The sequence below is a fragment of the Bacillus sp. RSS_NA_20 genome (assembly GCF_020165915.1).
Taxonomy (GTDB): domain Bacteria; phylum Bacillota; class Bacilli; order Bacillales; family Bacillaceae; genus Bacillus; species Bacillus altitudinis.
This window is the reverse complement of record NZ_JAIUKW010000005.1, coordinates 677,308-694,112: the sequence shown is the minus strand read 5'-3', so window position 1 is coordinate 694,112 and position 16,805 is coordinate 677,308. Positions and strand designations below refer to the sequence as shown.

General features: G+C 42.7%; 9 protein-coding genes. 8 read left to right on the top strand and 1 reads right to left on the bottom strand.

The window, feature by feature from the left end; all coding sequences use genetic code 11:
* The first annotated feature begins 114 nt into the window (after window positions 1-114).
* Complete coding sequence (gene gltB, locus LCD32_RS08975; protein WP_171465473.1) at window positions 115-4,686, top strand: glutamate synthase large subunit; 4,572 nt, start codon at window positions 115-117, stop codon at window positions 4,684-4,686.
* 16 nt (window positions 4,687-4,702) lie between these two features.
* Window positions 4,703-6,187, top strand: a complete 1,485-nt coding sequence (gltD, locus tag LCD32_RS08970) for a glutamate synthase small subunit (RefSeq protein WP_008346585.1) — start codon at window positions 4,703-4,705, stop codon at window positions 6,185-6,187.
* 63 nt (window positions 6,188-6,250) lie between these two features.
* On the opposite strand, the gene LCD32_RS08965 is transcribed toward gltD, so the two are convergent.
* A complete protein-coding gene (locus LCD32_RS08965; RefSeq protein WP_017367412.1) occupies window positions 6,251-7,453 on the bottom strand; it encodes a nitrate/nitrite transporter in 1,203 nt (400 codons plus the stop codon).
* A gap of 169 nt (window positions 7,454-7,622) precedes the next feature.
* On the opposite strand from LCD32_RS08965, the gene nirB (LCD32_RS08960) reads away from it, so the two are divergent.
* The 6 genes from nirB (LCD32_RS08960) to LCD32_RS08935 all read left to right on the top strand — a co-directional run bounded on the left by nirB (LCD32_RS08960) (window position 7,623) and on the right by LCD32_RS08935 (window position 16,706).
* Window positions 7,623-9,884, top strand: a complete 2,262-nt coding sequence (gene nirB, locus LCD32_RS08960; RefSeq protein WP_224563586.1) for a nitrite reductase large subunit NirB — start codon at window positions 7,623-7,625, stop codon at window positions 9,882-9,884.
* Window positions 9,881-12,019 (top strand): assimilatory nitrate reductase catalytic subunit NasC, encoded by a 2,139-nt coding sequence (gene nasC, locus LCD32_RS08955; RefSeq protein ID WP_135227079.1) that lies wholly within the window; start codon window positions 9,881-9,883, stop codon window positions 12,017-12,019. Before nirB (LCD32_RS08960) ends, nasC begins: the two co-directional genes overlap by 4 nt.
* Before the next feature lie 89 nt (window positions 12,020-12,108).
* Window positions 12,109-14,520 carry a nitrite reductase large subunit NirB gene (gene nirB / locus LCD32_RS08950; protein WP_224563584.1) on the top strand — a complete coding sequence of 804 codons (2,412 nt, stop codon included), beginning with the start codon at window positions 12,109-12,111 and terminating at the stop codon, window positions 14,518-14,520.
* 23 nt (window positions 14,521-14,543) lie between these two features.
* A complete protein-coding gene (gene nirD, locus LCD32_RS08945; protein WP_048002871.1) occupies window positions 14,544-14,867 on the top strand; it encodes a nitrite reductase small subunit NirD in 324 nt (107 codons plus the stop codon).
* Window positions 14,868-14,933: 66 nt separating this feature from the next.
* Window positions 14,934-15,626: a DUF421 domain-containing protein gene (locus LCD32_RS08940; RefSeq protein ID WP_024718337.1), complete on the top strand. Its 693-nt coding sequence runs from the start codon at window positions 14,934-14,936 to the stop codon at window positions 15,624-15,626.
* 99 nt (window positions 15,627-15,725) lie between these two features.
* On the top strand, window positions 15,726-16,706 hold the full coding sequence (locus tag LCD32_RS08935; protein ID WP_171465470.1) for a pectinesterase family protein: 981 nt from the start codon (window positions 15,726-15,728) through the stop codon (window positions 16,704-16,706).
* Window positions 16,707-16,805: the final 99 nt, after the last annotated feature.

Sequence of the window (16,805 nt, the reverse complement as noted above, 5' to 3'; positions counted from 1 at the left end):
TTTGATCTAAATTATATATTGTTTATATTAATTTGAAAACTTAAAATAAGTTACAGAGTTTGTGAGATTTTATTACTGTGAAAAAACGGATCTTTTAAACGGGGGAGAGAAACGATGACTTATAATCAACTACCACAACCACAAGGTCTCTACCGTCCTGAATTTGAACATGATGCATGTGGAATCGGACTGTACGCCCATTTAAAAGGGGAGGCGACACATAGCATCGTCAAAAAGGGATTGCAAATGCTGTGCCAGCTTGATCACCGCGGCGGGCAAGGCAGTGATCCGTATACAGGTGATGGTGCCGGTTTAATGGTACAACTGCCAGACGCTTTTTTTAGAAAGAACTGCCAAGACTTTGCACTTCCAGAAAAGGGCCGTTACGGGGTAGGAATGGTGTTCTTTTCAAAAGATGATGATGCCAAAACGCGTCAAGCGATCGAACAAAAGATCAACGGCTTCATTAAACAAGAAGGGCAAACATTAATTGGCTGGAGAACGGTCCCTGTTGATGCTGGGAAAATTGGAACGGTTGCAGCGAAGAGCTGTCCGGTTGTGAGACAGGTCTTTATCGGAGCAAACGACAACATTACAGACCGTTTGTCATTTGAACGAAAATTATATGTCATCCGCAAGCAGGCTGAAAATTGGGGAACGGCAGAGGAAAAACAATTTTACTTTGTCAGCCTGTCTAGTCAAACCATTGTATATAAGGGACTTTTAACATCAGATCAAGTTGATGCTTTTTATCTTGATCTACAGGATGAAACATTTGTTTCTGCATTTTCACTCGTTCATTCAAGATTTAGTACAAATACATTCCCGACATGGGAACGAGCGCATCCAAACCGTTACTTAATTCATAACGGAGAAATTAACACATTAAGAGGAAACATCAATTGGATGAGAGCAAGAGAACAACAATTCGTGTCTGAAGCCTTCGGAGAAGATCTAGACAAGATTTTGCCAGTGCTGAATGCAGACGGAAGTGATTCATCCATTTTAGACAATGCCTTTGAATTTTTCGTGCTTGCAGGGCGTACTCCTGCTCATACAGCGATGATGCTGATTCCTGAGCCGTGGACGGAGAATACGCACATGTCAAAAGAGAAACGGGCATTTTATGAATACCATAGTTCGTTAATGGAGCCATGGGATGGCCCAACAGCGATTTCGTTTACGGATGGTAAACAAATCGGCGCCATCTTAGATCGTAACGGATTAAGACCCGCGAGATACTACGTGACAAATGACGATCATATCATTTTCTCATCTGAAGTTGGCGTCATCGACACGAATGAAGAAGATGTGAAGTATAAAGACCGTCTTGAACCAGGTAAAATGCTGTTAATCGATTTAGAAGAAGGACGCATTATTTCTGATGAAGAAGTGAAATCTTCGATTGCGAATGAACTTCCTTATCAAAAATGGCTCGATGAAGAAATGGTTCACGTCAATCGCTCGGAAGAAAATTCAGAAAATTCTAGTATAATGAGTGATTTGTTAACGCGTCAGCGTGCTTTCCATTATACGTACGAAGACATTCAAAAGTATTTAATTCCTTTACTAGAAGAAGGCAAGGACCCAATAGGCTCGATGGGAAGTGATACACCGCTTGCTGTGTTATCAGATCGTGCGCAGTCGCTGTTTTCTTATTTCAAACAGCTGTTTGCTCAAGTGACGAACCCGCCAATTGATGCCATTCGTGAGCAGCTTGTCACATCGACCATGACTTGGTTAGGTGCTGAGGGAGATATTTTACATCCAAATGAATATTCATGCCGAAGAATTAAACTTTATACACCAGTTTTAACAAGCGGGCAGTTCAACGGCTTGAAAACGATTGTTCATAACGCCTTTAAAAGCAAAACGATTCATACACTTTTCACTGATGACCTAAAACGCGGTCTTGATGCGATGTTTGAAGAGGCAGAAAAAGCCATTCGTGAAGGGGTATCTTTACTAATTCTTTCTGATCGTGACATGACAGAAGAAAAAGTGCCGATTCCACCACTTCTTGCATTGAGTGCACTTCATCAGCATCTTGTGCGTCAAGGCTTACGAACAAAGGTGAGCTTAATCGTCGAATCTGGAGAAGTAAGAGAGGTTCATCATTTTGCCGCACTGATTGGCTACGGCGCAGATGCGATCCATCCGTACCTCGTTTACGAAACATACAAACAGCTTATTGCTGAAGAAGCGATTGCGATTAGCTTTGATGAAGCTGTCACAAAGTTTGGGAAAAGTGTGACTGAGGGCGTAGTTAAAGTAATGTCTAAAGTGGGAATTTCCACTGTCCAAAGCTATCGAGGCGCACAAATTTTTGAAGCAGTCGGTATTAGTGAAGATGTCATCCAGGCGTATTTCACAGGAACAGCTTCGCAGTTAGGCGGTATTGATCTTGACACCATTGCAAGTGAAGCAAAGCTTCGTCATGAGGCTGGGTATCAGGCATCAACTGATCAAACGCTAGAATCAGGCAGTGAATTCCAGTGGAGAAAAAATGGAGAGCATCATGCCTTTAACCCAAAAACCATTCATACCCTTCAGTGGGCATGCCGCAACGAAGATTATGATTTATTTAAGCAATATACGAAGGCAGCGGATGAAGAACGAATTGGTTTCCTTAGAAATCTATTTGCTTTTCGTTCAAAACAAAAGCCAGTTCGTCTGGAAGAAGTTGAATCTGCTGAATCCATTGTACGCCGCTTTAAGACAGGTGCGATGTCATTTGGTTCATTAAGTAAAGAAGCGCATGAAGCACTAGCGATTGCGATGAACCGAATTGGCGGCAAAAGCAACAGCGGAGAAGGCGGGGAAGACCCTGCACGCTTCACAGTAGATGAGCACGGGGATGATCGCAGAAGTGCAATTAAACAGATTGCTTCTGGCCGCTTTGGTGTGAAAAGTCATTATTTAGTCAATGCAGATGAACTGCAAATTAAAATGGCGCAAGGTGCAAAGCCTGGAGAAGGCGGACAACTGCCAGGGAATAAAGTATATCCTTGGGTCGCAGACGTACGTGGTTCTACGCCAGGTGTTGGCCTAATCTCACCACCGCCTCACCATGATATTTATTCAATCGAGGATTTGGCTCAATTGATCCATGATTTGAAAAACGCAAACCGTGACGCACGCATCAGTGTCAAGCTAGTTTCTAAAGCTGGCGTTGGAACGATTGCAGCAGGTGTTGCAAAAGGGACAGCGGATGTCATCGTAATTAGTGGATATGATGGCGGTACTGGAGCTTCTCCGAAAACAAGTATTAAACATACAGGACTTCCTTGGGAGCTTGGATTGGCAGAAGCGCATCAAACCCTTGTCTTAAACGGCCTTCGAGAGCGAGTCGTTCTTGAAACGGATGGCAAATTAATGACAGGACGCGACGTTGTCATGGCTGCGATTTTAGGAGCAGAAGAATACGGCTTTGCGACAGCTCCACTTGTCGTATTAGGATGCGTCATGATGAGAGCATGTCATTTAGATACTTGCCCAGTCGGAGTCGCTACTCAAAACCCAGAACTTCGCAAAAAATTCATGGGTGACCCTGATCACATTGTCAACTTCATGATGTTTATTGCAGAGGAAGTAAGAGAAATTTTAGCTGAACTTGGCTTTACATCAATGGATGAATTGATTGGGCGTACGGATGTCTTATCAGTAAGTGAAAGAGCAAAAGCACACTGGAAAGCAGGACAGCTGAACCTTGAAACCCTGCTATATCAGCCAGAGGGACCACGCACATTCAGAACGCCGCAAAATCATAAAATTGATGAATCACTGGATATGAATGAGATTCTCCCTTACGTACAGGAAGCGCTCGATCATCAAACACCGGTTGATCTGTCACTAAACATTCGCAACATTCACCGTGTAGCTGGAACGATTACGGGCAGTGAAGTGTCTAAGCGCTACGGAGAAGAAGGTCTGCCAGAGGATACGATCACACTTCGGTTCACTGGTTCAGCTGGACAAAGCTTCGGCGCATTTGTTCCAAAGGGGATGTCTTTATATTTAACAGGTGACTCAAATGACTATATCGGCAAAGGACTCTCTGGAGGCAAAATTGCTGTCAAAACATCTGATCACTTTGTACAAAATGGACATGAGAACGTGATTGTCGGTAACGTTGCATTTTACGGCGCGACAAGCGGAAAAGCGTATATTAACGGTCGTGCAGGTGAACGATTTGCCGTTCGTAATTCAGGTGTCAATGTGGTCGTTGAAGGAATCGGTGATCACGGCTGTGAATACATGACTGGCGGACGTGTTGTCATTTTAGGTGACGTTGGGAAGAACTTTGGCGCAGGGATGTCTGGCGGTATCGCTTATGTGCATACATCCGATGCAAAACAGTTCAAAAGAATGTGTAACATGGAAATGATCATGTTTGAAAAACTCACAGATCACGAAGAAGAACAAGAAGTGAAGCAAATGATTCAGGAACACCTTGATTATACAAACAGCTCAAAAGCAGCAGCGCTTCTAGAGAACTGGGCACAAGAAAAGAATCAATTCATTAAGATCATTCCGAGAAATTACAAAATGATGCTTCAAAGCATTGAGGAACAAAAACAAGCAGGCCTCAGCCACGAGGAAGCTGTTATGTTCGCATTTGAAGCAAACACAAAACCGAAAAATAAAGAAACGGCAAACGGGCAAAAAGCAGCCGTCGCTCATTAAGAAAGGGGAGAGGACAATGGGCAAAGCAACAGGTTTTATGGATTATAAAAGAGAAAAGCCAAATGAACGTGACCCTCTCACTCGTCAAAATGACTGGAAAGAATATTCAGCTCCTTATACAGATGAGGTATTGAAACAGCAGGGTGCTAGATGTATGGATTGCGGAACACCGTTTTGTCAAATTGGGATGGAGATCAGGGGCGGCGTTTCTGGCTGCCCGATCTACAATTTAATTCCAGAATGGAATGACCTTGTCTACCGGGGCAGATGGAAAGAAGCGCTTGAAAGACTACAAAAAACGAACAATTTCCCTGAATTTACTGGAAGAGTATGTCCAGCACCTTGTGAAGGCTCATGTACCGTCGCGATCAATGATCCAGCAGTATCGATTAAAAATATCGAACGGACGATCATTGATAAAGGTTTTGAAAATGGCTGGATTACACCAAGAATTCCTTCAAGCCGTACAGGGAAAAAGGTTGCCATTGTCGGATCAGGACCAGCAGGACTGGCAAGTGCAGACCAACTAAACCAAGCAGGGCACGCTGTAACCGTGTTTGAACGATCTGATCGTCTTGGTGGACTGCTCACTTATGGTATTCCGAATATGAAGCTCGACAAAGAAGTCGTTGAGCGCAGAGTTAAACTGCTAAGACAAGAAGGCATTGACTTTGTGACCAATACAGAAATTGGTGTGGATATCACGGCTGATGAACTGAAAGAGCAATTTGATGCGGTCATCCTTTGTACAGGTGCACAAAAGCAGCGTGACCTGTTAATTGAAGGCAGGGAAGCAAAAGGGATTCACCTGGCAATGGATTATTTAACACTCGCAACAAAAAGCATGCTTGATTCAGGATTCAAAGATAAAAACTTTATTGACGCAAAAGGGAAAGACGTCATTGTGATTGGCGGAGGAGATACAGGCGCTGACTGCGTCGCAACTGCACTTCGCCAAAAAGCAAAAAGTGTTGTTCAATTCGGAAAGCATCCAAAGCTTCCAGATACACGTGTAGGGGATAACATGTGGCCAGAACAGCCTTATGTCTTCTCTCTAGATTATGCTTACGAAGAAGCACAAGCAAAATTTGGAGAAGATCCGCGGCAATATTCGATTCAAACCACAAAGATTGTGGCTGATAAAAATGGGAAGTTAAAAGAGCTTCATACCATTCAAATGGAAAAGGTGAAAAACGAGCAAGGGAAGTTTGAATTTCATGAGATTCCAGGAACAGAGAAGGTATGGCCAGCTCAGCTAGTCTTTATTGCGATTGGTTTTGAGGGAACTGAACAGCCGCTAGTGAAACACTTTGGCGTGGACAGCAAAAACAATCGGATTGACGCAAAATATGGGGAATATACGACGAATGTAGAAGGCGTATTTGCAGCGGGAGATGCAAGACGCGGTCAAAGCTTGATTGTCTGGGCAATTAACGAAGGCAGACAAGTGGCGCATGAGGTAGACCGTTATTTAATGGGGAGTTCGGTTCTGCCAAAATAGGTCAAACAAAGGGTGTTTACCATATATAGAGAAAAGCCATGACCAAAGAGTGGTCATGGCTTTTTATGATTCAGACATGGTTGGCTGGATAATGACTTTTTTACGTTTGAACTGGGAGACAACCAAACAGAGGAAGACAGCAAGAACAAAAAGAGAAATGGTCAAAAAGCCAAATGTATAGGAGCCCGTCATTTCTTTTAAACTGCCAAGAACGTTTGGTAAAAAGAATCCCCCAATGCCTCCTGCAGCCCCTACAATTCCAGTCACAATCCCAATTTCCTTATGAAACACTTGCGGCACAAGCTGGAACACCGCCCCATTCCCCATACCAAGACACATCATTCCGACAAATAAAAGCGCAATGACCACTGGTAAAGCAGGTAGACTACTCACTGCCCCTAAACAGATACCAATCAAAGCAAATAAACCGAGCAGTACTTTCATCCCGCCAATTTTATCGGCAATCAAACCGCCAACTGGCCGAAAGAAGCTGCCTGCCGCCACACAAAGCGTCACAAAATCACCGGCATGAATTTTTGAAATCGCATATTGGTCCACAAAGAAAATACTCAAGAAACTTGAAAGTCCGACAAAACCACCGAATGTAATTGCATAAAGAAGACAGAAAAACCACGTTGTCTTTACTTTAAAGACTGAAAAATAGGACCGAAGCGGCTGAGGGGCCGGCTGGTTTGGTGCATCTTTTGCTGTGAAAATAAAAAACAAAAAGACGAAACTTAAAGGAATAAGAGCGAGCCCCATCACTGTATGCCAGCCATACATCTCCGCAAGCCTTGGTCCAAAGAGTGTCGAGATCAGTGTTCCGCTGTTTCCGGCGCCGGCAATTCCCATCGCTACCCCTTGTAAATGAGGAGGGTACCAGCGGCTTGCCATCGGTAAAGCGACCGCAAAACTCGCACCTGCAACCCCTAATAAAATCCCGATCAGTACTAGCTCTGAAAGGGTTGTACCACCGAAAAACCCCCATATAAGCGGAATGGTGGTCAAAATCATGCCCATCATCGCTGTTTTTTTAGGTCCCATTCGGTCTGTTAATAGGCCTAGCACAATTCGAAAAAAAGATCCGGATAAAATCGGAATGGCTACAATCATGCCTTTTTCTATTGTCGATAAGGCAAAATCTTGTGCAATAAAAGCACCGAGTGCCCCCAGCAAAACCCAAATCATGAAACTCACGTCAAAATATAAAAATGAACCAAACAATGTCTTAGGATGACCACTAGAAGTCAATTCTGAGAGTTTCACAAAACCCCTCCTTTATTTTGAATTTTCTGACTTAAAGATAGCGAGTTGATAGAAGGAATGGAAGTATTGTGTTAGAAAAAATGACATGGATAAACACTTTTTTACAAATGTGTGCCATAATCTAGGCAAACATTGCTTTGGCGCAAAAAGCTAGAAAGGTTGATCTCACATGGCAAAACGTAAACTCGTGTTTATCGGAAACGGCATGGCGAGTATGAAATGTATCGAGCATATCGTAAAGAATCAGCCAGAACGCTATTCCATCACAATCATTGGAAAAGAGAAGCACCCGGCCTACAACCGAATAAAACTTTCATCGGTTTTACAAAAAAGTGAATCATTGTCTCAAATTGAACTAAAGCCAAAAGAATGGTACACCAAACATGACATCACCATCCAAACAGGCGAAGCAGTTGTCCACATCGATACAAGCCGGCAATTGATCATGACAGAAGCACGCCGGAATATCCCGTATGACAAACTGGTTATCGCCACAGGCTCATCGCCTCATTTTCTACCTATACAAGGCGTATCCAAAAAAGGGGTCTATGCTTTTCGTACGATTGACGATTATGAGGCCATTTACGCTGATTCTTTACGCTATGAGCGTGCAGCAGTCATTGGAGGTGGTGTACTTGGTGTGGAAGTGGCCGCTGGTTTACAGATCGCTGGACTGAAGACAACCTTGATTCATCACACGGATTGGCTTATGCAACGCCAATTAGATGAAACCGCTGCAGGGCTTTTGTCTCAACAATTAAGTCGCAAGGGGATTCAGGTAAAAACAAATGCTCATACGATTGCATGTTTAGGAAACGAGAGAGTAGAAGGCGTTCTGTTAAAAAGTGGAGACATCGTGGATGCTGATCTCGTGGTTTTCACAACGGGGGTCCGTCCGAATATAGAGCTTGCAAAACAGCACGGCATTCATACAAGAAAAGCCATTGTTGTAAATGATGTCATGCAGACAAACGTTGAGAATATTTATGCTATTGGAGAATGTGCAGAGCATAAGGGGATGGTGCACGGTCTTGTGCAGCCTATTTATGAACAAGCAAACGTGCTTGCGAATCATTTATTAGATGAACTGGTCACGAATTTACCTCCTGCCATTTATTCAACAAAATTGAAAGTAAATGACATATCTATTTATTCTGCTGGCAGTATTGTAAACCGATCCCCCTCCGCTTCAGTGGTGACTTACTTAGATGAAGAACAAGAAGTATATAAAAAACTAGTGTTTGAACATGATGTGCTCACAGGCGTTGTATTAGTTGGTCAACTTGAGAGAGCTGAGCAGCTTTTGCAGGATGTAAAAGTGGGGCGTGATAAAAGCGTAGTCATGAAATCACTGAATGAAGAGCAGATATCCCCTTTAGATTCATTAAAAACAGAGGATCTCATCTGCCAATGCCATACGGTGACCAAGGGAACAATATTCAAAAGCATATCGGTCCATCAGCTGACAAATTTAGAAGAGATAAAAAAACAGACAGGGGCCGCAACGGGCTGCGGAGGCTGTCAAGAGCTTGTTCGTGCCTGCTGCCATGTCTCATCAAATCAGCTAACGGAAGCACTGGACACGTTTTGCTCGTGCACAAATGTAGAAAAACAGACCATTTTTTCGTATATCAAAAATCAGCATCCGCTGAATGAAGAGCAAGTAAGAAGACAATTTGATTGGATGACAGATAACGGCTGTGACAAGTGCCGCGCAGCCATTCCATACTATCTTGAGCAGTTTCAAGATCTTTTCGTAAAAGACAGCCCATCAGATCATGAGCCCATACTAATGCCTCAGTTATATGGTGGCCGTCTTGATCTGACATTTTTACAGATGATAACCGGATTATTAGAGCAAAAGCAAATTCAGCACGTAGAACTAACGGAGAATAAACGAATTCGGCTGATCGGTATTTCACAAGAGGCCGCCCATATTGTAAAAGAACATGGACACATCATGCCACAAGAAACCAAGAGACTTTCTCATGTTCTTTCATGTGATTGTCGTCACGATTCATCTGTCACAACACTTGTCATGGAGATCGAAAGACAACTAGAAAACACGCTTTTACCTGCAGTCACATCGATTCATATCGCTGGTCCTTCCTGCGTATGTCATTTCAGCCCCATCTATGACATCTGCATCAAGAAGCAGCTGGATGAATGGGACATTTATATAGGAGGCAGCATACGTCAACCTAAGGGAGGTCAACTTTTTTATTCTGTGAGCCGAACGGATGAGCTGATTCCTTTTTTAAAAGCACTGCTTGAAGACTATAGAAAACGTGCATATTTTCAAGAATCTATTGGAGACTGGATCCAAAAAAACGGCATCATTTCCATCCGAGAAAAATTGCTCGATGAGGAAATGAGAGAAGAGCTCTGCGAGCAATTTGAGCAAAGTAGACAAAAGGGTGTGAATGTATGAATCAATCTTTTTTACAATATGTGCAGCAAACATCAGAGCAGCAAGAGCGAAAAAGGGTATTCCCATCTCAATGTCCGTTTTGCAGTATGCAGTGCAAAATGCAATTAGTCGAGCAGCACGCAGAAGGGCGAACACGCTACCAGACGATAGGTATTCATAATCCAACCACGTTCGGCAGGATCTGTATGAAAGGGCAGCATGCCCACCAGCACGCACTGCACAAGGAACGATTGAATCACCCCCTCATCAAAAGAAACGGTCAATTTGTCAAAGTGACTTGGCAGGAGGCACTTGACGAAATCAAAGCACGCACTCAAACCCTTCAGACGGAACATGGGCACGATGCTATCAGTGTGTATGGTAGTGCATCGATTACAAATGAAGAAGCTTATTTACTCGGAAAATTTGCAAGGGTCGCCCTTAAAACGAAATACATTGATTACAATGGAAGACTGTGTATGTCTTCAGCAGCAACAGCAGCTAACCAAACATTTGGACTTGATCGGGGTCTAACCTTTCCGCTTCGTGACATCAAGCATGCCCGGGTTTTACTATTGGTTGGAACCAATATAGCGGAATGTCAGCCGACCCTCATACCGTACTTGGAAGAAGCTAAAAAGAACGGGGCATTTCTCATCGTGATCGATCCGCGAAAAACAGCAACAGCCAAACTAGCTGACTTACATGTCAGCTTAAGGCCTGGGGCAGATGCTGCACTCGCAAATGGAATCTTACACGTCATGCTTCATGAACAGTTACTAGACGAAGAATTTATTAAAAAACGAACATCAGGTTTTCAAGAAATGAAACAGCATATTTCACACATGTCCCTGCAAGACATTACGCAGCAAACCGGTGTATCGATGAAAGTCATTCAAAAAATAGCGAGAAAATTCGCCCGCGAAAAAACAGGCATGATTCTGACTGCAAGAGGCATTGAGCAGCAAATAGACGGGACAGCATCCGTTCGTAATTTCCTGAATATTCTGCTTGTTACTGGGAAAATTGGTCGGATTGGGTGTGGCTATGGTGCCATTACTGGGCAAGGAAATGGACAGGGTGCAAGAGAGCATGGACAAAAAGCAGATCAGCTTCCTGGTTACCGTGATATCACAAACCCAGTACATAGAAAAGAAATGGCTGAAATATGGAAGATCGATGAAAAAGAACTGCCTGGAAAAGGTGTATCTGCATTTGAAATGTTTGAAAAAATGCAGAAAGGAGAGATAAAAGCGCTCTTTTTAATGTGTTCTAATCCCGTTCAATCAGGTCCGCATGCAAGCTTTATCAAAAAAGCCATCGAGCAGCTGTCCTTTTTTGTCGCAATTGATTTATTTATCTCTGAAACGGCTGCACTCGCAGATGTTATTTTACCAGCTTCGTCATATTTAGAGGACGAAGGGACCATGACGAACATAGAAGGACGCGTTACGCTGAGAGAAGCAACCTATCCACTCAAACACCAAAGAAAGCACGATTGGCAAATCATTTGTGATATAGCAGCAGTATTAGGCAAAGGCGGCTCTTTTTCTTTTTCATCTGCAGAAGACATCTTTGAGGAATTGAGAACAGCAACGAAAGGAGCCAAAGCCGATTATTCCGGTATGACCTATGACAGGTTAAGGAAGACGCAAGGCATATTATGGCCCTGCTCTCATTTGGAAGACCGAGGAACAGAAAGACTATTTGAGCATCAATTCTCACATCCTGATAAATTAGCAAAATTTGCAGTCGTTGCACATGGACAACAGGGTGCAAAAGAACCAGTCAGTCCAGAATATCCACTCTATTTAACGACCGGCAGGGTGATGGCTCATTACCAAACGGGCGTTCAAACAAGAAAAAGCACCTCTCTTGTTGCCCGGCAGTTTGAAGCTTATGCAGAGCTTCATCCTGATACAGCCAAAGCTTACGGGATTCAGCACGGGGAACTCGTCACCATCCAGTCAAAACGAGGTAGTGTCATCATGAGGTGTCACATAACAGATACCACCCGAAAAGATACTGTGTTTGTTCCATTTCACTGGAACAAACATCAATCAATTAACCTATTAATTGGTAAACAGTTAGATCCACACAGTAAAATGCCAGGTTTTAAATATTGTCCTGTACAGCTGTCAGCCTACAAGAATTGAAAACTATGTGAGAAATTTTAACATGTATTTTCCATCTTTGTTTAGATTATGGTACTTTCTAAAAAACGATCACATGAGGGGTGTTTTTCATGAAAGAAAAACTCGTATTAGTAGGGAATGGTATGGCTGGTATCCGAACGCTCGAAAACATTTTAAAAACAGACAATGAACGATTCGACATGACTGTATTTGGAACTGAGCCGTATCCTAACTATAATCGGATTCTTTTATCGAAAGTTCTCCAAGGGGATACAAAGACAGAGGATATTACGTTAAACGATTGGACTTGGTACAAGGAACATCATATTCAGCTGTTTACAAATGAGACCATTGTGAAGATCGATCCAGACAATCAAACCGTTATGAGTGATCAAGGACGGACCGTGCATTATGACCGTTTAATTTTAGCGACAGGGTCACTCCCGTTCATCCCCCCCATTCCAGGGAGTGATAAAAAAGGGGTAACAGCTTTTCGTACATTACAAGACACAGAGGAAATGGTCAAAGCATCTATGATGTACAAAAAAGCAGCCGTCATTGGAGGCGGGCTCCTTGGACTTGAAGCCGCGCGTGGTCTACTAAACTTAGGAATGAAAGTGACCGTTATTCATCTTGGCTCTCATCTAATGGACCGGCAGCTCGATCCGATGGCAGGTCAACTTCTGCAAACAGCATTAGAAAAACAAGGCATGAGCTTTTTATTAGGAAAACAGACAAATGAAATTTTAGGAGATACAAGAGTAGAAGGATTAACATTTTCGGATGGTTCCACATTAGAGACAGATATGGTGGTCATGGCGGCAGGAATTAAACCGAATCACAAGCTTGCCGAAACGAGTGGCATTGAAGTGAACCGGGGGATTATCGTCAATGATTTCATGGAAACAAGTGTCCCGCGGATTTACGCAGTCGGAGAATGTGTTGAACATAGAGGACAAACGTACGGTCTTGTCGCGCCATTATACGATCAAGCAAACGTGCTTGCGAAGCATGCATGTGATATGGCCCCGACGCCTTATGAAGGATCTGTACTATCGACACAGCTAAAAGTATCAGGGGTTGATGTATTTTCAGCTGGTGATTTTATCGAAAACGATGAGAAACAAGCGATTAAGATTTTTGACGAACAGCAAGGCATTTATCAAAAACTAGTCTTCCAGCAAAACCGCTTAGTCGGCGCCGTCATATTTGGAGAAACAAGCGATGGACCACGTTTATTCTCGTACATTAGAGAAGGTGTTGATATGTCAGATATGGAAAAAGTATCTGTCTTAACATCAAATGAGCTGACGCAAGAAAACACGATTGAACATATGGCAAACGACCATATCGTTTGCGGCTGTAATGGTGTCTCAAAAGGTCAAATAGTGGCAGCTATTCAAAAAGAAGGCCTAACGACCATACAAGAGGTCAAGCAATGTACAAGTGCTTCTAGATCATGCGGAGGCTGCCAACCTGTTGTGGAAGAGATTTTATGGCACACTTTAGGCGATGATGCAAACCGCACTGCGCAAAAAGAAACCATCTGCGCCTGCACCACCTTATCAAGAGATGAAGTGATTCATGAAATAAAAGAGAAAGGTTTGCAGCATGTCAAAGAAGTGATGAATGTACTTGACTGGGAAACAGAAGAAGGCTGTTCAAAGTGCCGGCCTGCACTGAATTACTATTTAGGGATGATGTATCCGCTTGACTACAAAGATGAAAAAAGCTCGCGATTTGTGAATGAACGAATGCATGCCAACATCCAAAACGATGGTACCTATTCGGTCGTTCCACGTATGTACGGAGGCGTGACAAATGCTAATGACCTGAGAAAAATAGCGGATGTCGTTGACAAATATGAGATACCGCTTGTGAAAATGACTGGAGGGCAGCGAATCGACCTTTTAGGTGTCAAAAAAGAAGATTTACCAAAAGTATGGGCTGATTTAGATATGCCGTCTGGTTATGCTTACGGAAAATCATTAAGAACCGTCAAAACTTGTGTTGGAGAACAATTTTGCAGATTCGGAACGCAGGATTCCATTTCTCTTGGGATCGCACTTGAAAAGAAATTTGAAGGACTTGCCACACCGCACAAAGTCAAAATGGCCGTATCAGCCTGTCCAAGAAACTGTGCTGAATCTGGGATTAAAGATCTTGGCATCGTAGGTATCGATGGGGGATTTGAATTGTATGCTGGCGGGAATGGAGGGACACATTTACGAGCTGGAGACTTATTAATGAAAGTAAGTACAGCAGAAGAAGTAGAACAAATGGCCGCAGCCTACCTTCAATATTACAGAGAAACCGCAAATTATTTAGAGAGAACATCCGCTTGGGTTGAACGGCTTGGATTGAATCATATCCAAACGGTCCTGCTAGATGACAAGAAACGTGCAGCACTCATCGAAAGAATGGACATCGCACTTTCAACTTATGAAGAACCGTGGCAAGAGATTCGAGAGAACGAAACAGAAACAAGACAATTATTTCAAAAGGCAACTGCTTCCGTCTAAATCAATTGAAGGGATGAGATCAGATGACAGTTTCAATTGTAAAAGTTCATATTGGTACAATATCAGATTTCCCGTTGCAGCTAGGGAAAACAGTCGCAGCCGGTCCACTTGAATTAGCTGTTTTTCAAACCTCTAACAAGCAGTTCAAAGCCATTGAAAATCGCTGTCCTCATAAAGGCGGTGTACTAGCTGAAGGAATGGTGAGCGGAGATCATGTCTTCTGTCCAATGCATGATTGGAAAATCAACCTTTCATCAGGAAATGTTCAAGAACCAGATCATGGATGCGTGAAAACATATGAAGCATTGGTTGAGGAAGACGACGTCTTTATTTTACTGCCTTCATAAATGGTTTAGAACCTTCCTTTCCTGTACATGCTGTAAGTACATGCAGTGAGAAAGGAAGGTATATGTGTGCCATTTTTTAATATTTTGATTGAACTCTTTATCGGATTTTTTGCTTTATTTTCCATTACAAAGCTATTAGGGAAAACACAATTTGCACAAATCACGCCGTTTGATTTTATTTCTGCACTGATTTTAGGGGAGATGGTCGGTAACGCCATTTTTGATCCAGAAGTCAGCGTGCTACATATCCTTTTTGCAGTTGCAGTCTGGGGCGTTTTAATCTACACAGTTGAATGGCTTTCACAAAAATTCAAATCCATTCGCGCCTTTTTAGAAGGAAGACCGACTCTTGTGATTGATAAAGGAAAGATTCACTACAATCGATTAAAGAAAAATATGCTCGATTTAAATCAGCTGCAGACACTGATTCGGGCGAAAGGGCATTTTGCTCTTAATGAAATTGAATTTGCCATTTTGGAAACGGATGGGTCTGTGAGTGTGCTTCCGAAAATGAAATATGCACCAGCTACAGCCGAAGATGTGAACGTGAAAGGAAAAGAAGTCACATTGCCTAGAACGTTTATTATCGACGGAGAGATTTTAAGAAAAGATTTAAAGGAAGCTGGATTTGATGAAGCGTGGCTGAGAGAGCAATTGAAAAAGCAGCACATTTCCTCCTATAAAGACGTCCTATTTTGTGAATGGATTGAAAATGAAGGAATTTATGCGATGAAATATGAAAAAACATCCACAACCTAACACAGTGGATGTTTTTTTGTGTTTTTTTGTTTTATCACTGAATAGGATCAAAAAGAATACGTCAATGAAAACGTTCACAATATAAGGGGGAGATGTGTGATGAAGTATGGAAAACGACTGCTGATGATGGTATTGGCCTTACTGCTTTTTGACTCAGCTTATGCGCAAGCAGCTGGACACAACCATCAAACAAACCGCGTGCTTATTGTCGATCAAAAAGGAAATGGGACATTCCGAACGGTTCAATCTGCCATTGATGCGATACCAGTGAACAATCAACAGCAAACGACGATATATATTAAAAATGGTGTGTATAAAGAAAAGATTCTCCTTCCGCAAAATAAGCCGTATGTGTCCTTTATTGGAGAAAATCAGTATCAGACGATTCTGACGTATGATGATACAAATGCAAGCAGCGGGAGTACAACCAATAGCTCTAGTACAATGATTCGGGCAAATCATTTTTACGCAGAAAATATCACGTTTCAAAATACAGCTGGCCGAAACGCAGGGCAGGCGGTTGCCCTTTATGTGTCCGGGGACCGGGCTGTGTTTAAACACGTACGTGTTCTCGGGTATCAAGATACACTATATGCCACAGGCACAGGTAGACAGTATTATGAAGATTGCTATATCGAGGGCACGGTTGACTTCATCTTTGGTTCAGCAACGGCTGTATTTAAAAGAGCTGAAATAAAAAGTCTTGGAAATGGGTATATTACAGCGGCATCCACAACAGAAGCGCAAAAGTATGGCTACGTTTTTATTGATTCCACGTTAAATAAAGGAACGGCTGCGTCTCAATCTGTGTACTTAGGCCGTCCGTGGAGACCTCATTCGGCTGTCACGTTCCTCCAAACAAAAATGGATGAACATATTAAAGCTGAGGGATGGCATAACTGGGATAACAAAGACAATGAAAGAACGGCTAGATATCAAGAATATGGATCAACAGGCGCAGGGAGTCATTTGGCAAACCGGGTGAAGTGGTCAACGATATTAACAAAAAACGAAGCAAGTCAAATCACCGTTCAATCCGTGCTTAGCGGAAGCGATGGCTGGAATCCTGAAAATAGGTAAAAGAGGCTTGTCAGTTTTCGTCAAAGAAAGCTGACTTTTCTGTTTAAAAAACCTTTGAGAACAAACGTTCTTTTGTGTATAATGAACATAATCTGCTAA

Coding starts and splice junctions, on each gene's coding strand:
- nirB (WP_224563586.1), top strand. CDS start 7,623: ATGGCAAAACGTAAACTCGTGTTTATCGGAAACGGCATGGCGAGTATG.
- gltD (WP_008346585.1), top strand. CDS start 4,703: ATGGGCAAAGCAACAGGTTTTATGGATTATAAAAGAGAAAAGCCAAAT.
- nasC (WP_135227079.1), top strand. CDS start 9,881: ATGAATCAATCTTTTTTACAATATGTGCAGCAAACATCAGAGCAGCAA.
- gltB (WP_171465473.1), top strand. CDS start 115: ATGACTTATAATCAACTACCACAACCACAAGGTCTCTACCGTCCTGAA.
- nirB (WP_224563584.1), top strand. CDS start 12,109: ATGAAAGAAAAACTCGTATTAGTAGGGAATGGTATGGCTGGTATCCGA.
- nirD (WP_048002871.1), top strand. CDS start 14,544: ATGACAGTTTCAATTGTAAAAGTTCATATTGGTACAATATCAGATTTC.
- LCD32_RS08935 (WP_171465470.1), top strand. CDS start 15,726: ATGAAGTATGGAAAACGACTGCTGATGATGGTATTGGCCTTACTGCTT.